Consider the following 18,499-nt stretch of genomic DNA (forward strand, 5'->3'; position numbering starts at 1 on the left):
CTCGTTAAAAAGTTACTTTTGTAGCGAGAAATAGTAGAAAGCAAAAACGAATATGGCACAAGGTTCCCGTCAAATACAATCTCAGGCGCAACAGCAAGTACAGACGCTCTCGCCCCAGCAGATTCTGGTCGTGAAATTGTTGGAACTTCCCGCAGTGGAGCTGGAAGACCGTATCCATGCCGAACTGCTTGAAAATCCGGCACTTGAAGAAGGTAAAGAAGAAAATGCCGCCGATGAATATTCCGATGCCGACAGTGCGGCAGACGGTATGGAGAATGATGCTAACGACTATGATTCTTTAAGTGATTACCTCACCGAAGACGATATTCCCGATTATAAACTGCAGGAGAACAACCGCTCGAAGGACGATCAGGCGGAAAATATACCTTTCTCCGACACCACCTCTTTTTATGAAATTCTGAAAGAGCAACTTCGTGAACGGAATTTGACAGAGCATCAATGCGAATTGGTCGAATACCTGATCGGTTCGTTGGATGATGACGGTCTGCTTCGCAAGTCTCTGGAGAGCATCTGTGACGAACTGGCAATTTATGCCGGCATAGAATCGACAGAGGAAGAACTCGAAGAAGCATTGTGCATCTTGCAGGACTTTGACCCGGCAGGTATCGGTGCCCGTAGCCTTCAGGAATGTCTGCTGATACAGATTTGCCGGAAGAAAGATGAAGAAAAAGCGCCCAATCCTATACTCGACCTTGAAGAACGTGTGATTCGTGACTGTTATGAAGAATTCACACGTAAGCATTGGGAAAAGATTATAAAGAAATTGGATATTGACGAAGAAACATTCAAAGAGGTTATCAGTGAAATTACCAAATTGAATCCCCGCCCGGGTGCTTCTTTGGGAGAAGCAATCGGCAGAAACCTTCAGCAGATTATTCCCGATTTCATCGTAGAAACATATGATGACGGAACGATTAATATAAGCCTCAATAACCGCAATGTCCCCGAACTCCGTATGAGCCGGGATTTTACGGAAATGGTGGAAGAACATACCAAGAATAAGGCCAATCAGTCGAAAGAATCCAAGGAAGCGATGATGTTCCTGAAACAGAAGATGGACGCGGCACAAGGATTCATCGATGCCGTCAAGCAGCGTCAGAATACATTGATTACTACCATGCAGGCAATCGTTGACCTGCAACGGCCTTTCTTCCTCGAAGGAGACGAATCGCTGTTGAAGCCGATGATTCTGAAAGATGTAGCCGAACGTACAGGACTGGATATATCGACCATCTCCCGTGTCAGCAACAGCAAATATGTGCAGACGAATTTCGGTATCTATCAGCTTAAATTCTTTTTCGTTGACGGATATACAACGGAAGACGGAGAGGAGATGTCTGTCCGCGAGATTCGCAAGATTCTGAAAGAGTGTATCGACAGCGAAGACAAGAAGAAACCGCTGACGGATGATGAACTGGCAGACATCCTGAAAGAAAAAGGATATCCTATTGCCCGCCGGACGGTAGCGAAATATCGCCAGCAGCTGAATATTCCCGTAGCGCGACTAAGGAAATAATAGTCGGTCGGGTCCGTAAGAGAGTTATAATTTTGTAATTAGTAATCAGTAATAAAAAAAAGAGTGGACAGAGAAAGAGAGCATATCATAGCGGATAAGACAATGTTGCAAGTGGCGCGAATCACTTCAATGGTGTTCACCCCATTTTCTATCCCGTTTTTATCATTCCTGGTGTTATTCCTGTTTTCTTATCTTCGTATCATGCCGATGCAGTATAAGCTGATTGTGTTGGGAATCATCTACTGTTTCACCATACTGACACCTACCATCACGATTTTCCTGTTTCGTAAAATCAATGGATTTGACCGTCAGGAACTGGGCGAACGTAAGAAGCGTTATATACCGATTCTGCTGACTATCATCTCATACGTGTTCTGCTGGCTGATGATGCGCAAACTGAATATCCCCTGGTATATGACAGGCATCATCCTGACCTCTTTGCTCGTGTCCGTCATTTGTATCGGAGTAAACCTAAAATGGAAACTGAGCGAGCATATGGCCGGGATAGGTGGCGTGATAGGGGGGCTGGTATCTTTCAGTGCATTATTCGGTTATAATCCGGTAGTGTGGTTATGCCTGTTTATATTGATAGCCGGCATACTCGGCTCTGCACGGATTATCTTGGGACATCATACGCTGGGTGAGGTGCTTTCCGGTTTTGCTGTCGGATTGGTATGTGCTCTTTTGGTGCTCCATCCGATGATGAACCTATTATTTCGAGTATTTTTATTTTAAAATAGTATAAATCCTAAAAACTAATTATTATGAACTTTCCACAGAATTTGAAGTACACAAGCGAACACGAATGGATTCGCATTGAAGGTGACATTGCTTATGTTGGTATCACAGACTATGCTCAAGAACAATTGGGTGATATTGTGTTCGTAGATATACCGACTGTTGGTGAAACGTTGGAAGCCGGTGAGACATTCGGAACCATCGAAGTAGTGAAAACCATTTCCGACCTTTTCCTGCCGGTAGCCGGTGAAGTGATGGAACAAAATGAAGCACTGGAAGAAAATCCGGAGCTGGTGAACAAAGACCCTTATGGCGAAGGCTGGCTGATTAAAATGAAACCGGCAGACCTGAAAGCCGTTGAGGACCTGTTGGATGCTGAGGCTTATAAAGCTGTGGTAAACGGATAATTCTTACCGCACTTTAAATTGTAAATAGTAAATCGTAAAATAGTAAATCAAAATGACTCCAATTGTAAGTATCATCATGGGCAGTACGTCCGATCTTCCTGTTATGGAGAAGGCTGCGCAACTGCTGAATGATATGCATGTACCGTTCGAAATGAACGCGCTTTCTGCTCACCGCACGCCTGAGGCTGTGGAAGAATTTGCCAAGAATGCCCGCAACCGCGGCATTAAAGTGATTATCGCTGCTGCCGGAATGGCTGCCGCCCTTCCCGGTGTAATTGCAGCTAACACTACACTTCCTGTTATCGGAGTGCCCGTAAAAGGTTCCGTGCTCGATGGCGTAGATGCTCTTTACTCTATCATCCAGATGCCTCCGGGCATTCCTGTAGCCACCGTTGCCATTAACGGAGCGATGAATGCGGCTATTCTGGCCATCCAGATGCTTGCGTTGAGTGACGAGAAACTGGCGGAAGCTTTTGCTGCTTACAAAGAAGGACTGAAAAAGAAAATCGTAAAAGCAAACGAAGAACTGAAAGAAGTTAAGTTTGAATATAAAACGAACTAATGGATCTATTCAATTATTTTCGAAGAGAAACCACAGAAGTGAATATTGGGGCTGTACCGTTGGGCGGCCCCAATTCTATTCGTGTCCAGTCGATGACCAACACGTCTACACAGGATACGCAGGCTTGTGTGGAACAGGCGAAGCGTATTGTTGACGCAGGTGGCGAATATGTCCGATTGACAACGCAAGGCATCAAGGAAGCGGAAAACTTGATGAATATCAATATCGGTTTGCGCAGCCAGGGATATATGGTCCCGCTGGTGGCCGATGTGCACTTCAATCCGAAGGTTGCCGACGTAGCCGCTCAATATGCGGAAAAGGTGCGTATCAATCCGGGGAATTATGTAGATGCTGCGCGTACTTTTAAGAAACTGGAATATACAGACGAAGAGTACGCACAGGAAATACAAAAGATTCATGACCGGTTTGTTCCTTTCCTGAATATCTGCAAAGAGAACCACACGGCTATCCGTATCGGAGTGAACCACGGTTCTTTGTCCGACCGCATCATGTCACGCTATGGTGATACACCTGCCGGGATGGTGGAATCTTGTATGGAATTTCTCCGCATCTGTGTTGAGGAGAATTTCACTGATGTAGTGATTTCCATCAAAGCGTCCAATACGGTCGTAATGGTGAAAACCGTCCGACTGTTGGTGGACGTGATGGAAAAAGAAGGCATGGCTTTCCCACTGCATCTCGGAGTGACGGAAGCCGGAGACGGAGAAGACGGGCGTATCAAGTCTGCTCTCGGCATCGGCGCATTGTTGAGCGACGGGTTGGGCGATACCATCCGCGTATCTTTGAGTGAAGCACCCGAAGCTGAAATTCCGGTAGCCCGTAAATTGGTGGATTATGTTCTGTTGAGGCAGGGTCATCCCTATATTCCGGGCTTGGAAGCACCGGAATTCAACTATCTGTCTCCTGAACGCCGGAAGACAAAAGCGGTCCGTAACATCGGAGGCGAACATGTGCCCGTAGTCATTGCCGACCGCATGGATGGAAAGACGGAAGTAAATCCCCAATTCACTCCGGATTATATCTATGCCGGACGTGCTTTGCCTGAACAGCGTGAAGCAGGTGTGGAATATATCCTCGATGCAGACGTATGGCAAGGGGAAACCGGAACTTGGCCTGCCTTTAATCATGTGCAATTACCGCTGATGGGCGGATGTAATGCAGAACTCAAATTCCTGTTCATGCCTTATATGGCACAGACAGAAGAAGTAATCGCCTGTCTGAAGCAACATCCGGAAGTGGTCATTGTTTCCCAAAGCAATCACCCGAACCGTTTGGGCGAACACCGCGCATTGGTGCATCAACTAATGACGGAAGGTTTGCAAAACCCGGTTGTCTTCTTCCAACATTACGCAGAAGATAATGCAGAGGATTTGCAAATAAAATCTGCCGCCGATATGGGCGCATTGATTTTTGACGGACTTTGCGATGGTATCTTCCTGTTCAATCAAGGTAACCTGAGCCATGCTGTAGTAGACGCCACTGCTTTCGGAATCCTGCAAGCCGGACGCACCCGTACCTCTAAGACAGAATATATCTCTTGTCCCGGTTGCGGTCGTACGCTTTACGACTTGGAGAAGACGATTGCCCGCATCAAGGCAGCTACCTCACATCTGACAGGACTGAAAATCGGTATCATGGGCTGTATCGTGAATGGTCCCGGTGAAATGGCAGATGCTGACTACGGTTATGTAGGTGCCGGACGAGGCAAAATCAGTCTTTATAAAGGCAAGGTCTGTGTAGAAAAGAATATTCCCGAAGAAGAAGCAGTGGAAAGATTGTTGGAGTTTATACGGAATGACAGGGGAGAAAATTCTTAGTGATATGTAAAACTTCATAATCAGTTGTTTCCTCTTAGTAACGGTGGTTACTGCAACCGCCGTTACTAAGGCTCTCCTATAAGAAAAAAATAAAATCATTTCTCATATTCTCATAGAAAAAGTATATTCGCCTGATTACTAGCCTTATATATGATGAGAATAAAATTGTTTACATGCATTTCTCATGGTTTATAGCTGTAAAATGCTTTTAAAGAAGGCATTTCTCATACTTTATTTGGCATTTCTCATGCTACATATTATGCTTGTCTTTGTTTCAAGAAACTAATATGTAGAAGGCAATATAATTATAGTTTGTATGTTAACTCGGTAGATAAGATATCTTTCATAACTGACATTGTTGTGTTTTTCTGCCTTCATATGTATTGTTCCACTCCAGTGAACAGGCTGTTGCACTAGAGTGGATAGACCTGTGTACTCTAGTAAACGAGTCTGTTCACTGGAGTGCAACGATAGATATGTCTTATTGAAAATCTATTGATTACAGTAGTATAATTTAGGTTATCAGTTAGTTATGATGAAGATGAGCGCTAGTTTTGCTACAATTCATTAAGTGTTGATGATTAAACTATGAGAATACTATTTTTGAAAATCCGTTTTATGTATCAGAACGACATAGGGAATAATTGCTGCGATGGAAAAAGTGAAAATAACTGCTACAGATATTACTTATAAGTTTTGCAGTGTATATCTGCAACAGTATTTTAGTTTATCTATTGCCGAATGGCAATCTGAAACGTCTCTGTGCATTCTCTCAATGCTTGTTCATGATTGACCGTACTTTCTACACAAATGATTCTTCCATAGCTTGAGTCCTGCCAATGTACGATGTGTTCTTTTGCAGTTTCCGCCAAATCCAGTAATTGCAGGTTGTTTTCCAGTTCGGTAGATTCTGGTCCTATGATATGCAATCGTATCTGTACATTTCCGTTCTGTACACCACCGCATGGAGCTTTCCAGGCAATAGGTAGAAATTCAATGTATATGGCAGGTCTTTTATTTGATATGTCACTTACTTCGTTCAAGATTTCCGGTTTCCATAATCCGAAATCTTTGAAAACACACTCTTGGGTATTCTCATTGGTGATTTCTTGTAAGCGGCTCACCATTGCCTGATAAAGTTCTTTTTTCATGATTCAATAAATTAAATATAATATGGATACTAAATAATATCTGCAAATTAGGGTATTTTTGTGTGGATAGAAAAATAAGTGTGAAGTGCCTGCATAGTTCTATGTAACTGTTGCATTATAATTTGCCGATTGTTAGGGATGAGCCTTATGTTTGCATCCGTATTTGAATTAATAACATAAATGTATGTAATGATGAATGAAGAAACAACTACAATGAAACAGAAAGCAGAACTTCGTGCTTCCGGACTTCTGTTGGATATGGGAATCTCTATTCCGGTCCGTCCTTTACGTTTCATGACAAAGAGGAAGCGGTGTGGGATTACCATGCGTACCCCCGCATTAGGTGGGCTTATCCGGATTTCCCGTAAGTATTTGAGTCTGGGGGTATCGGTCGATGAAATGCGGGAATATACGTTTGACCGGAACATGGAGTTTGTTGCTGAGCGTGGCAAGGAAATCAGTGAATTGGTGGCCTGCGCCATCGTCAGCGGTTATATCACAGGGCGAGTGTTTAATAAAGTAGTAGCTTGGTGGTTGCGTTGGCGTGTGCATCCGGCCTATTTGCAGGAAGCCATGTTGCAGCTATTGCTTTTGTTGGACATAAAGTCTTTCTCGACTACTATCAAATCGGCGCAGATGATGAATGTGATGACTCGCCGTTTGAGCCATGGAACAACAGGGAGTTAAAGGGACATACGGAAGGCCCTCATAGCCCGTTCGGATTAATTTGGCAGATAGCTTCTGCTACAGGTTGGACGCCTCACTATATTATGTGGAATATCTCATATCCCATGTTACTGCTAATGGCGGCAGATGCACCAAGGTATGTGGATGCGAAAGAGGCACAGAAAAAAGCACGTAGGAATTACCGCAAAGGTAAGCAGGCGCTTGACTTTTTTCAGACCAGATTATCAAAAGATGAATAAATATAAACCTAAAATAGAATCATATGACTAGAGGATTGAGAAATAATAATCCAGGTAACATTCGTCATGATGGTACACGATGGCAGGGAGAAATAATTCCCTCAACAGATTTTGCATTCAAACAGTTCAAAACGATGGCATATGGCTATAGAGCCATGTTGAAGCTACTACGTAATTATTCGTTGTTGCATCATTGCTATACTATCCGTACGATGGTGAGCCGATGGGCTCCACCTTCGGAGAACGATACGAAAGGCTATATTACTACTGTCGCGAAGATAGCGGGCATCGACCCCGACCGGCGGATTGATGTTTATGACCGTCATCTCATGTGTTCGCTGGCGGGAGCTATGAGTCGGGTGGAGAATGGAGTGCCGGCTGTCATGGCTGATGTGGAAGCCGGATGGGATTTACTTTAACGGATAGAGAACGATGGATATGTTCATGCAAATATTGGCTATGCTATTCCCGGCCGGAATAGGCTCAATCGTAACTTGGATGTTTAGCCGTAATCTCTACCGCGCTAAAAAAAAGAAGGAAGTACATGATATTTATCAGGTGATGTACGATGATGTATGTACAACTTTAACTCATATCAAAGATGAAAATAGAAAATTATATCAGATTGTGGAGCGGTTTGAGAAAGCGGTACTCAGAGCTACGGATTGTTGTTATTGGGATGATTGTCCTATGCGGCATGAGTTGCAGGAGTCAGCAGAACTTGCAAGTACAGTCAGATTATCAGGGCGACAGTCTCCGGTCAAGAAAAAGGGTGGAACTGGCACTCATGCCCGTGCCGCCAAGTCGGGCAAAAATCAAACTGATAATACCACAGATTGAATCTCTTCCGGTTGGAGCCGGATATATGCATCAGAGTGATCGTGCCACAATAAACATCACCAAGGCAGAAGGGGATACCTTGTATCTGACTGCTACTTGTGACAGTTTGCAACGGGAGTATTTACGGTTGGAGGAGGAGTTGCTCCGGTTTCGTGATTCTTCCACGCGCCAGTCGGTTTCTCTTATGACAAGAGGGCCGACCGGATGGCAGTCATTCTGGATATACTTTGGAAAATGCTCGGCTATTATTTTTTCTTTTGTCTTGATAATAAAAATGAAGAAAAGTAACAGTTCGTTTTGTTGAATGAGATTGAAAAAGGAAGTTCTGTGTAAATGAATTATATTCATAAACGCAGAACTTCCTTTTTTGCTAGACATCGTAATCCGGGAACTTGGTGATTGCGTTGAGGTAGTTATAGAATGTTTTCTCTGAGATATGATAGATTGGGTATATATACCGTCTAAGAATTTCTCTGTTGGATAAACCTGACCGTGAGTACTTGTCATAAATTCGATTTACGTCTTTTACTCTCTCCTCGTAACTTTTGCCTTTCATTTCGTTTTTCATAATCTAATTTTTTTGGTTTTTTTACTCTTTTATTTCAATTCCTTGTCTTGGATTTGATGTCATAAAGATATGGAAAAATAATTATATTATAATAGAAAAAATGAGGCTTGTGCAATGCTTACATACATTTATGCAAGCGTTATACTGTTATTTGTTTTCCACTTCTCATCCCTGTATGTTTGCACTGTCGTTTTTATTAATAACTAAAAAATAGATTTATTATGGCACAAATTAATGACGGTCTGACTTTTGGGTTGGACCAGTTTAAATTCAACAATCAAGTATTAGGTTACATTAGTGAAGAAGGTCTGGCTTGGGGAGGTGACAAACCCGAGAAGGTGAAGATTAATGCTGCTCAGGTGAAATCCGGACCGGTGAAGATCATTACCAAGAACAACGGCACTAATGTGATTACGTTTAAGCTTATTCAGCTTGACGGTCCTCATTGCGAAGCGGTGATGGGTGGAAAGACAGAAGCTAATGGTACGTACACACCGCCTGTTGCAGTAACATTGGAAGGTCCTGCCGAAATCGTTTGCAGTAGTGGACATACTATTCGCATCAGTAAAGGTAGTCTGTCTGCCAAACTTTCCGGTAATATTAATGGTAGCGAGGTTCTGGCTATCGAATGCGAACTGGAGATAATGGCTGCTGCTGACGGTGGGGCTGGCTATACTATCTGTCCGCCCGCAAGCTCTCCTGCAAATGCTTGATTGAAGAATTGAGTGATTACTTATTTTATTAATTAAAAACAAATTAAAATTATGGCACAAGTAAATGATGGTCTTACATATGGATTAGACCAGTTTAAGTTTGGTGAAAAAGTATTGGGTTATATTAGTGAAGAAGGTCTGGCGTGGGGCGGAGATAAACCTGAAAAGGTGAAAATCAATGCCGCTCAGGTGAAAGGTGGTCCGGTGAAAGTGATTACCAAAAACAATGGTACGAACGTGATTACTTTCAAGCTTATCCAGCTTGATGGTGTGCATTGCAAGGATGTGATGGGAGGTACTGTTGCTGCTGACGGTACATATACTCCACCGGCAACGGTAGAAGATTTGGTTGGGGTTGCGGACATCAAGTGTGCGAGCGGTCATACTATCCGTGTCTTCAATGGTAGCCTTTCCGCTAAGCTTTCCGGTAATATCAATGGTAGCGAGGTACTGGCTATCGAGTGCGAATTGGAAGTGCTGGCCCCTGCTGACGGTGGTGCCGGTTACGCCATTTATCCGCCGGCAGTAACTCCTGCATAAGGATTGGTTTTATAAGAAGACCGGAGCTGATATGTCAATCTCTTTAATCAGCTCCGGTCTTTTTTTACTTGGAATCCTTCTCCGTATCCGGGAATCTTGCACTTGCGTTGAGGCAATTGTAAAAAGTCTTTTCAGAGATACGATAGATAGGATAAATGAATTTTCTAAAAATCTCTCTGTTGGTCAAACCTTCTTTTGAGTGCTCGTCATAAATCCTATTTACATCTATCACTCTCTTTTTATAACTGTTTCCTATAAATTCATACTTCATATATTTATTGAATAATGGTTAGTTCGTGTGTTGTTCCCTACCTAATCCTTAATTACAAAAGTATGAATAAATAACTGAATTATCATCATAAAGCTAAAAATAATTGTTATGGAAGTGCATATTTCAGCTTCATTGACATGAGGCTGTTACTTTGACAAGTAAGAGAGCGTCCACAGGTTGGAAGCTTTTCTTTTAATTTACCCATCGTCAATGTTGTACATTTTTTAATAGAATATTTTGAATAAAACATTCTATTACAGAATATTTGATTACTTTTGCATTACAGATAACAAAACAATTTATTAACTAAAATGCTTCTAAGGTATGAAAAACTATTTATTTTTGGCGATAGCTGTTATCGCAATTGCTTTTTTCTCTTGTAAGGATGATGACAAAGACGCATTGTCTGGCACAACTTGGGTATGTAATGAGGACGTTTCGGGTTTCGACGAATGCTCTCGTACTATACAATTTCATATGAATGGAGAATGCTCAGTGGAAGTTGTAGAAAAACTGCATGGAGAAGATGAAAGTCGTTTTACGGCTAATGGAAAATATGAGTATGCCGCTCCATCTGTTTCAATAACTTGGTTTGATGGATATAAAGAGAATGGAACAATCGAAGGTACTAAAATGACTTTGGTTGATGAGGATGGATATTCTGAGATTTTTGTAAAGCAGTAAACCTATCAGTAATGAATAGCAAGTGTGAGTTTTTTATAGCCAAACTGGTATTGTTCATGCTATTGTTTGTTTTTAATGATGTAGCAATAGCACAAATATCGAAGATAAAAACGGTTCAGGAAGAGACTCCTGAACAAGAAGTTGTTGCTCCTTACGATAGTTTGGAGAATATTTGTAAGGAGAACTTCCGTAGTCAGGTGGGACAGACTTTGTATTTGAATGATGATGCAATTGCTAAGAAATGGGGAGTGTATTCAGGTATTACTACAATGCCTAAGTTTGAGTATTTTGCATTAGTGCTTAAGAATAAGAATATGAGGTATTTGCCTGACTCTATAGTGTATAAGTTTACGGTGGGAGAAGGGCAACGTGGCTCAGATTATGAATCTGTTGTAGGTAAATACTATTATGTGAACCGTTTGATTGAAGATCCTAAGAATGGTCCTAAGAAATTCGCCTCAAATTATTCTTATGAACTTATCATGAAAGATGCTCCTAATGATACTGTTTATTTTGATTTTGATTCTCGTGATGCATATTTTAGAACATTAATAAATGTCGGTTATATCGAAAAACTGAAACAGAAATATGTTGGTAAGGAACTAATTATTCATAAAGATGATAGTGGCTTGGAGAAGATTGGCACAGGGAAATATGAAAAAATACCTAAAGGAACTCATCTAAAGTGTACAGACATAAGTATTGAAGATGGAAATCAATATCATATTTTGCTGATATTACATCACGATAAGTATGGTGACTTTTATGCTGATCTTACGCTTGGTGTTGAGATGGAAAGATTGGATACCCCTGAAATGTATAAAGTTCGTTTACAAAAGGAAGCAACTTTAGCTCGAAAATATGGTAAGGTTAATGCAGATCTCATAATAAGGAATCAAGTACGTACCGGATGGAGCAAGGCTATGTGTCGTGAATCTTGGGGTGCTCCAAAATCAGTAAATGTAATATCTGGTGCGGATGGAACAACAGAACAGTGGGTATACTCCTCAAGTTGTTATTTATACTTTAAGAATGGAGTTCTGACTACTATTCAATACTAGTTGATAAATCATTCTTTATTTATAATAAGTCTGTAACGCTTACATATATTTATGTAGGCGTTACAGACTTATTTGTGTTATAGGTTTTCCTATGGTATGTTTGTGTTGCTTTAATTGAATAAATGATGTAATATTAAACAATATCAAGTACATGGGAACAATCGATTTAGAAAAAATTATGAATAGTAATACCTTGCAAAATAAAGACCGGATCTGATGTGTCAATTTCTTTAATCAGCTCCGGTTTCTTTTTGCTTTTTTGTGAGCTGCTGTCATTGATAAACCTTACTTGGACTCTTTATAATTTTTACATTTACATCTAATCCGCCGTAAGGAGTGTCTACTTTAATTTTATTATTCACATTTACATCTATTCCATTATAAGGAACCGAAACAATATTTACGTCTAAGGGGGTGTTGAGAGCCAGGTTCATAGAATGTGCACGAGTAGAAGGTATAAACTCGATGTTTCGATATGCTATTATCGACACTGAAATAGCAATAACTGTCAAGACGAGTTTGGTATATAAATCTATTTTCATCATAATTGGTAATTTGTTTAAGGTGATTCAATAATAATCTCGTTATTCTCTTCCGCCAAATTTTAATGAGGGAAAATCCTATTCTAAAGGAAATTAACTAATTTCATGTATGGATTTTCCTAAAAATATAGATAAGAATAATAGTGATGTTTTTTATCTATTGATTTTTCTTGAATATAAGGAATTATTTCTGAATCTTTCTTTATCTTTGTGCTATCTATAACAAAACAATTTATTAACTAAAATAGCAACCGATATGAAAAACTATTTATTCTTGGCGATGGCTGTTGTCTCAATGATGTTTTCTTCTTGTAAAAACGATGATGATGAAAATAAGAACTTAAATCAGACGGTTTGGATAAACGGGTATGAACTTGGTTTTCATCAGGGAGATAAAGCGCTCGCTTCTATTACCTTTCTTTTCTTTCCGGAAAATTCAGGAAAAGAATATGTGACGGGTAATAATAAAGTATCTGTTGAATCAGAATATGCTTATAGTTGCCTTCAAGAGGAGGAAACTTATAAGATGTTACGGGAAAACAATCAAATGAAGCTTGATGATGGTACAATCGTTAATGCAATTTATAAGTTTAAAACTTCCATTATTTCGGGCAAGACTTTAGAAGTGGATGTTCCTGTTGGTCGTTATTTTGTGGTAGCGTATGACGATACTTCTGAAGCTAAATATAGAAATAAGTATACATGTAAATACTATGATGTCTATAGTCGTTATAATCCCATAACATTGACAGTTGTGATGCCTGGTGATTTGACTCAGTGTGGATGTATTCCTTGGCTGAATTGGAAAGATAATCCTTATGAATTTTAAAGTAGTATAAAATGAAGATTATCTCTATTTATTTAAAAGTATTATTCCTATTTATCGGATTGTTTTTTAATTCAGGAATAGTAACGGCGCAACTTAATATAATAAAGGTTGGGGAACAAACAGAGAAAAAGGATAGTATTATTCCTTATGATAGCTTGACTAATATAACAAAAAGTAATTTTAAAAGTCAAATAGGGCAAACATGGTACTATTATGGGACAAAAATGGATCGTGAAAAAGGAATAGGAGACGATTTCTATACTAAAATAAAGAAAAAGAAGGATACGGATTATTTTGAAGAAGTTTATAATTCTGTTTATAAGCAGGTTATGAAGAGAGGATATAAAGGTACTGATTTGGACTCTGTAGCTAATAGATATTATTATGTTAATAGAATATTAGAGAGTGAAAAGTCGTTATTCGATGATGAAGTACAGATTTATATTTTTGAACTTATAATGAAAGATGCTCCTTATGAGAAATTGTACTATCGTTATGATAAGGGAAATCCTCTTTCATTTATTAATGTTGGCTATTTTGAGAAACTGAAAGAAAGATATATTGGGAAATCATTGTATGCTTTTCAAACTTATTCAACTTTTAGGAATTTAAAAACAGATGAGAAAGTTGTTGTTCCTAAAGGTACTAAATTTGTTTGTAAGGATATTGCTATCAGAGAAGATCGGCTTCCGTTTATTGTATTGCTGGAACATCCTGTTTATAAAGAATTGTATGAAGTTGTAAATGAGAAGGAAATTGATGATATCTATGGTCTTGAGACTGAACAACAGTATCAGACTCGACTTAAAAAAGAAGCTGTACTTGTTCGTAAGTATGGGCGAACTAATGCAGATTTGATTATTAAAAATCAGATACGCATAGGGTGGACTAAAGCTATGTGTATTGAGGCTTGGGGAGAACCGGAATCAGTTAATGTAACTAAGGGTAACTATGGAAATCATGAACAATGGATATATCATCAAGGTAGTAGCTATTTATATTTCGAAAATGGGATTTTGAGAACGATTCAAGATTATTAAAGCATATTTTTTGTAGAGCAGCTTTTTTATTTTAAGAAAAAAGCTGTATTTTTTGTATGGTGTGCAATGCTTACATAATAGTTGGTAAGCATTGCACACTTATTTGTTAATATGTTTACCTTCTCGTATGTTTGTTTCATATTATAAATATTAATTTAAAATGTGATTCAATGAACTCAATAGATTTGGAAATAATTATGAGAGACAGCGTTCGGGAGGGGATGCAGTCCCTACGGGAAAATGTGATTGAGATGAGTACTTATATTAGTAGTTTTAATAAGCAGATTAATGCTATTGAGACTAGTCTCTCTTCAATGCAAGTAGCATTCGAAAGAGCGATGCGCGTCGGAAAAGATCAGACTGATAATTTGGCAATGCTTAAAGTTTTACGTGAAGAAATAAACTTGCTGAAGAAAGATCTTTCTTCGTTGGCGGGACAAGCGCAGGATACCGGCAACCGTATGAATATAATGCCGACTGTTTCAAAGAATGAAGGTAATAAACAGTTGACAGCGGCAAAAGAAGGATTAGAAGGACTGAATGCAATAATGGGTGTCGCTATTAATACTTCGTCTTTATTTGGAGGTGAGCAATCTAAGTTAATTCAAATACAGGCAAAACTGCAAGCTATGCTTGCTATTACTAATGGGCTACAAAAAATTGCAAATGTATTGAATCATAGCAGTTATTTTAGTACTGTTTTATTGGTAAGGGCAAAGGAAATGTTAACGGCGGCGAATGCTGCTCTGGCGACTTCCTTAGGGATATCGACCGTTGCTGCACAGGCTTTGATGGCTACTTTGACATTAGGTTTGTCAGTTGTTATTACAGGGCTTATTTTATTGTGGGATAGATATAGCTCTTCTCAAGAAGAAGCAGCTAAAGCGGATGAAACTTTTCGTAAGCGGGTGGCGGATTTGTCAGCTTCATCTGTTGTTGAATTCCAAAAGATGGCGGCTGAATATGATAAATTGGGAGATTCTTTGGATGCGAAGCAAAAATACATAGATAATAACCAGGAGGCTTTTCAACGTTTGGGAGCTTCGATAAACGATGTAGTTGAAGCTGAAAATCTTTTTGGTGCACAAAAAGATGTATTTATTAATAGCCTTATGTTGAGAGCAAATGCTGCAGCAATAATGGAACTCGCTACTGATAAGTATAAGAAAGCAATTGAAAAAATGATGGAAATAGACAGTACTCCTGCCCAAAAAATAATTCCTACTTGGAATGAAGGGGATAATATGTTGGATGGGAAATGGGAAACAAAGACTGTTGATAATCCGAAGAAAACAAAACTGAAAAATGAAGTGGACGATTTATTGGTGGAGTTTAAAAAATATATGCAGCAGTACCTTGGAATTTCCGATGAAATACAATCTTTGCTTGGAATGGCAGGAATAAAACCTGCAAATATACCGATTAAAGGATCAATTGCAGAGATAAAAGCTTCCATTTCCTCGAAAAGACAGGCACAGGAAAGAGTAACAAGTAATAGTGATTATGAGCGTTTGGAAACTGAAATCTTAATAGAACAAGCTAAATTAGATGCTATAATAGGCAAAAAGAACGATAATTCTGCACTCAAGAGAGAGCAAGAAGCATTGATTCAGGAGAACGAAGAAGCCGAAATGAGGGCGCGCTGGAGATTTCAGGAATTAGAAATAGCAGCTTTGGCAGAAGGTCAGGAAAAAGAATTGAAACAATTGAATTTAGGCAAGGAACAAGAGCTGGCGCAAATTAAAAGAAGTGCAGAGAGACAAATGGAACTTTATCGGCGAATGAAAGAGAAAGGTCTTGATGTTGATTTGAAGGAGAAAAAGAAAGAGGTAGACACACAAGTTGAGAATGAAACAGGTGCTGTCACTAAAAAATATAAATTTAAAGAGCAAGCAATTAAAGATAGAGATACGGAAAATTTAGCCCAACAATTGGCTCCTTATCGTACTCTTGCTGAACAGCGTTTAGAAATAGAAGAGAAATACAATGAAGATATTCGGAAACTTAGAGGTACAAAAGATGGCACTGCTGAAAAAGATGCACAAATTGAAGATGCTATTCTTATTGCAGAAGAAGCAAAGACGGCAGCTTTAGGAGAATTGGATCGCACTTTGGCGGAAAAGGATGTACACTTTCGTGCACTCATGGGACAGATTACCAATATGAGTTTGGATGAACTTCAGCGAGCTCTGTTACAAGCACAGGATGCTTTGGCCGAAAGTGATGCGTCTAATGGGCAAGATAGTAAACAAACTGCAGTGGCGCGAGCTAAGGTAGCTGCTATGACTGCTCAGATTGCGCAACTTCGGGCAGAAGAAGATGTAAAGGGGCCGGATACGCAAACGAAATGGCACAAGAATGGAGAAGCTATCAGGAAGTGCAAAGAAGAAATTGATAATATGATCAATTCGATGGATTTTCTGGATGATAGTACAAAGAATGTTTTGCAAGCAGCTAGTAATATCGCAGGTGGAGCGATTGCTATGATTAATGGAGTACAAAAATTGAGTGTAGGAGCGGCTGAAGGAATAAAAACGGTAGAGAAAGCGTCTGTCATACTAGCTATTATTGGCACTGCCGTGCAGATGATAACCTCTATTTTTTCGATGGGATCGTCTGCTGAAAGAAGACATCAGGAAGTGTTGGCGGAAGTGGCAACTAATAAGCTGGCGATGCAACGTGAGTATAATTTGTTGTTGCTTCAACAAAATCTATTGATGAAAGAAGCTACGAATGACTTTGGAGAACGTAGAATAGCAAAAGCTGCTCGGGCAATAGATGTTTACCGTGATTCAATAAAGCAATATCAAAGTGAGTTACAAGGAGAAGCGCCCAAAATGACAGGAATGGAAAGACTGTTTGGAGGTATTAGTGGCAGTTTTAAAAAGAGAATGGATGAATATAAACAGGGGATAGGAGCTTTAGCTAGTATTACTATTAAAACCGGACATAAGAAAACGGGACTTTTTGGTTGGGGAAAAGGGAAGGATATTTACTCAGGAGTATTGGATGTCTATCCGGATTTGATAGATGGAGAGCATAAACTAAATATTGAACGTGCTAAGACAATACTCAATACTCAGACTATGAGTGATGTTAACAAGGCTACACTACAAAGTTTAGTGAATTTACAAGAGCAAGCGGAAAAAGCACAAGAGGAATTGCATAATTATATACAAGATACTTTTGGGAGTCTTGGTGATGGTATGCTTGAAAGTATAACTACTGCAATTCAATCAGGAACTGATGCTTGGGAGATATTTGGCGACAAAGGTGCAGAAGTTCTAGAGAATCTCGGTAAGCAGATTGCTTATTCTCTTTTCTTTGCGGATAAGTTTGATGAATTACAAAAAGATTTGGAAGCTGTTTATGGTAGTGGGAAGTCGGAAAAAGAGATTGCTAATGATGCTATGAATGTATTGGGGTATTTTTATGCTACTATTGGAAGTAGAATGGATGATGCACAGGATTTTATGGAGAATTGGCAGGCTGAAGCAAAAAAAAGGGGATTTAATATATGGGAACAAACTGATTCCGATCAGTCCGGTCGCTCCGGCTCCTTCACCACCATGTCTCAAGAGCAAGGAACAAAACTCGAAGGATTATTCACCTCTGTTCAGGATCATGTGAGTAGTATAGATACTATTGTTTTTGATATCAGCCGTTCCATGTACGAAGCATCGGACTCATTGGTTGCTATTGTACGCAATACAGGCTACTGTTACCATTTGGAACAGATGGCAGCAGATATATCGGAATTGAAACGTGATGGAATTAAAATGAAATAATTATGGAAAAGATTTTAGAAGGATTATTGCTTATCAATAATCAGGATGTGTATCTACAGTATGGAGCTTTCCTTACAGAGGACAAGCAAGGTGATTATAGTAACTACTCGGCATTACTCAAGCCGCCTTCCATGAAGGATTATCCTACCGTCGTTTATCGCGAACGGGATGGTGAAGAATTGCCGGAAGTATTGCCTCAACCGAGATTCGAGGCTCGGGATGTGACTTTGTATTTTGCTATCGTAGCGGAGACAACGCAGAATTGGTTGGAGCGTTATACCGGTTTTGTCAATCTTCTCAAAAGCGGATGGCTTCAGATACGATTGCCGGAAATTGATAAGACGTACCGGATGTATTATAAGGAATGCAGCAGTTATGACCAACTGACTTTCCTCGAAAAGGATGGCTTGTATGCTGCACGTTTTAAAGTTAAGTTGCGGGAACCGGTTCCGAGTGTATAATAA

At 39.7% G+C, this 18,499-nt stretch carries 21 protein-coding genes; 17 read left to right on the forward strand and 4 right to left on the reverse strand.

Annotation, left to right across the window (positions count from 1 at the left end; translation table 11 throughout):
* Positions 1-52: 52 nt before the first annotated feature.
* The 5 genes from rpoN to CLIN57ABFB40_RS18980 all read left to right on the forward strand — a co-directional run bounded on the left by rpoN (position 53) and on the right by CLIN57ABFB40_RS18980 (position 5,082).
* Entirely contained in the window at positions 53-1,537 is a 1,485-nt protein-coding gene (gene rpoN, locus CLIN57ABFB40_RS18960; RefSeq protein ID WP_175631480.1) for an RNA polymerase factor sigma-54, read from the forward strand.
* A gap of 63 nt (positions 1,538-1,600) precedes the next feature.
* Positions 1,601-2,272: a hypothetical protein gene (locus tag CLIN57ABFB40_RS18965; RefSeq protein ID WP_175631481.1), complete on the forward strand. Its 672-nt coding sequence runs from the start codon at positions 1,601-1,603 to the stop codon at positions 2,270-2,272.
* 29 nt (positions 2,273-2,301) lie between these two features.
* On the forward strand, positions 2,302-2,682 hold the full coding sequence (gcvH, locus tag CLIN57ABFB40_RS18970; RefSeq protein ID WP_175631482.1) for a glycine cleavage system protein GcvH: 381 nt from the start codon (positions 2,302-2,304) through the stop codon (positions 2,680-2,682).
* Positions 2,683-2,734: 52 nt separating this feature from the next.
* Complete coding sequence (gene purE, locus CLIN57ABFB40_RS18975) at positions 2,735-3,244, forward strand: 5-(carboxyamino)imidazole ribonucleotide mutase (RefSeq protein WP_004296231.1); 510 nt, start codon at positions 2,735-2,737, stop codon at positions 3,242-3,244.
* Positions 3,244-5,082, forward strand: coding sequence for a 4-hydroxy-3-methylbut-2-en-1-yl diphosphate synthase (locus tag CLIN57ABFB40_RS18980; RefSeq protein ID WP_175631483.1), 1,839 nt, complete (start codon positions 3,244-3,246; stop codon positions 5,080-5,082). The genes purE and CLIN57ABFB40_RS18980 overlap by 1 nt, the downstream gene beginning before the upstream one ends.
* A 731-nt stretch (positions 5,083-5,813) precedes the next feature.
* Here CLIN57ABFB40_RS18980 and CLIN57ABFB40_RS18985 read toward each other — a convergent pair.
* The gene (locus CLIN57ABFB40_RS18985; RefSeq protein ID WP_175631484.1) at positions 5,814-6,233 is read right to left on the reverse strand and encodes a hypothetical protein; all 420 of its coding nucleotides are present in this window, start codon (positions 6,231-6,233) and stop codon (positions 5,814-5,816) included.
* 213 nt (positions 6,234-6,446) lie between these two features.
* Here CLIN57ABFB40_RS18985 and CLIN57ABFB40_RS18990 point away from each other — a divergent pair, with 213 nt between their 5' ends.
* The 4 genes from CLIN57ABFB40_RS18990 (at position 6,447) to CLIN57ABFB40_RS19005 (ending at position 8,303) form a co-directional block, all read left to right on the forward strand.
* On the forward strand, positions 6,447-6,920 hold the full coding sequence (locus CLIN57ABFB40_RS18990; protein WP_254871837.1) for a hypothetical protein: 474 nt from the start codon (positions 6,447-6,449) through the stop codon (positions 6,918-6,920).
* A 262-nt stretch (positions 6,921-7,182) separates the two neighbouring features.
* Positions 7,183-7,578 carry a structural protein P5 gene (locus CLIN57ABFB40_RS18995; protein ID WP_175631486.1) on the forward strand — a complete coding sequence of 132 codons (396 nt, stop codon included), beginning with the start codon at positions 7,183-7,185 and terminating at the stop codon, positions 7,576-7,578.
* A 19-nt stretch (positions 7,579-7,597) separates the two neighbouring features.
* A complete protein-coding gene (locus CLIN57ABFB40_RS19000) occupies positions 7,598-7,999 on the forward strand; it encodes a hypothetical protein (RefSeq protein WP_254871838.1) in 402 nt (133 codons plus the stop codon).
* A 25-nt stretch (positions 8,000-8,024) separates the two neighbouring features.
* The gene (locus tag CLIN57ABFB40_RS19005) at positions 8,025-8,303 is read left to right on the forward strand and encodes a hypothetical protein (RefSeq protein WP_175631488.1); all 279 of its coding nucleotides are present in this window, start codon (positions 8,025-8,027) and stop codon (positions 8,301-8,303) included.
* 66 nt (positions 8,304-8,369) lie between these two features.
* Here CLIN57ABFB40_RS19005 and CLIN57ABFB40_RS20420 read toward each other — a convergent pair whose 3' ends face one another.
* The gene (locus tag CLIN57ABFB40_RS20420) at positions 8,370-8,567 is read right to left on the reverse strand and encodes a hypothetical protein (RefSeq protein WP_254871839.1); all 198 of its coding nucleotides are present in this window, start codon (positions 8,565-8,567) and stop codon (positions 8,370-8,372) included.
* A 221-nt stretch (positions 8,568-8,788) separates the two neighbouring features.
* On the opposite strand from CLIN57ABFB40_RS20420, the gene CLIN57ABFB40_RS19010 reads away from it, so the two are divergent.
* Together CLIN57ABFB40_RS19010 and CLIN57ABFB40_RS19015 are read left to right on the forward strand one after the other, a co-directional pair.
* Complete coding sequence (locus CLIN57ABFB40_RS19010) at positions 8,789-9,280, forward strand: hypothetical protein (protein ID WP_175631489.1); 492 nt, start codon at positions 8,789-8,791, stop codon at positions 9,278-9,280.
* Between the two features lie 51 nt (positions 9,281-9,331).
* Complete coding sequence (locus CLIN57ABFB40_RS19015; protein ID WP_175631490.1) at positions 9,332-9,820, forward strand: hypothetical protein; 489 nt, start codon at positions 9,332-9,334, stop codon at positions 9,818-9,820.
* A 64-nt stretch (positions 9,821-9,884) separates the two neighbouring features.
* Here CLIN57ABFB40_RS19015 and CLIN57ABFB40_RS20425 read toward each other — a convergent pair whose 3' ends face one another.
* Positions 9,885-10,091 (reverse strand): hypothetical protein, encoded by a 207-nt coding sequence (locus CLIN57ABFB40_RS20425; RefSeq protein WP_254871840.1) that lies wholly within the window; start codon positions 10,089-10,091, stop codon positions 9,885-9,887.
* A gap of 324 nt (positions 10,092-10,415) precedes the next feature.
* Here CLIN57ABFB40_RS20425 and CLIN57ABFB40_RS19020 point away from each other — a divergent pair, with 324 nt between their 5' ends.
* Both CLIN57ABFB40_RS19020 and CLIN57ABFB40_RS19025 read left to right on the forward strand, forming a co-directional pair.
* The gene (locus tag CLIN57ABFB40_RS19020) at positions 10,416-10,775 is read left to right on the forward strand and encodes a hypothetical protein (RefSeq protein WP_175631248.1); all 360 of its coding nucleotides are present in this window, start codon (positions 10,416-10,418) and stop codon (positions 10,773-10,775) included.
* A gap of 11 nt (positions 10,776-10,786) precedes the next feature.
* Positions 10,787-11,836 carry a hypothetical protein gene (locus CLIN57ABFB40_RS19025; protein ID WP_175631491.1) on the forward strand — a complete coding sequence of 350 codons (1,050 nt, stop codon included), beginning with the start codon at positions 10,787-10,789 and terminating at the stop codon, positions 11,834-11,836.
* 272 nt (positions 11,837-12,108) lie between these two features.
* Here CLIN57ABFB40_RS19025 and CLIN57ABFB40_RS19030 read toward each other — a convergent pair whose 3' ends face one another.
* A complete protein-coding gene (locus CLIN57ABFB40_RS19030; RefSeq protein ID WP_175631492.1) occupies positions 12,109-12,381 on the reverse strand; it encodes a hypothetical protein in 273 nt (90 codons plus the stop codon).
* Positions 12,382-12,634: 253 nt separating this feature from the next.
* On the opposite strand from CLIN57ABFB40_RS19030, the gene CLIN57ABFB40_RS19035 reads away from it, so the two are divergent.
* From CLIN57ABFB40_RS19035 to CLIN57ABFB40_RS19050, 4 genes are all read left to right on the forward strand, one after another.
* Positions 12,635-13,207 carry a hypothetical protein gene (locus CLIN57ABFB40_RS19035; protein ID WP_175631493.1) on the forward strand — a complete coding sequence of 191 codons (573 nt, stop codon included), beginning with the start codon at positions 12,635-12,637 and terminating at the stop codon, positions 13,205-13,207.
* Between the two features lie 11 nt (positions 13,208-13,218).
* Complete coding sequence (locus CLIN57ABFB40_RS19040; protein ID WP_175631494.1) at positions 13,219-14,247, forward strand: hypothetical protein; 1,029 nt, start codon at positions 13,219-13,221, stop codon at positions 14,245-14,247.
* 170 nt (positions 14,248-14,417) lie between these two features.
* On the forward strand, positions 14,418-18,035 hold the full coding sequence (locus tag CLIN57ABFB40_RS19045; RefSeq protein ID WP_175631495.1) for a hypothetical protein: 3,618 nt from the start codon (positions 14,418-14,420) through the stop codon (positions 18,033-18,035).
* 2 nt (positions 18,036-18,037) lie between these two features.
* Positions 18,038-18,496 carry a hypothetical protein gene (locus tag CLIN57ABFB40_RS19050; RefSeq protein ID WP_175631496.1) on the forward strand — a complete coding sequence of 153 codons (459 nt, stop codon included), beginning with the start codon at positions 18,038-18,040 and terminating at the stop codon, positions 18,494-18,496.
* The last annotated feature ends 3 nt before the right edge of the window (positions 18,497-18,499 follow it).

It is taken from the genome of Bacteroides acidifaciens (assembly GCF_903181435.1).
GTDB lineage: Bacteria > Bacteroidota > Bacteroidia > Bacteroidales > Bacteroidaceae > Bacteroides.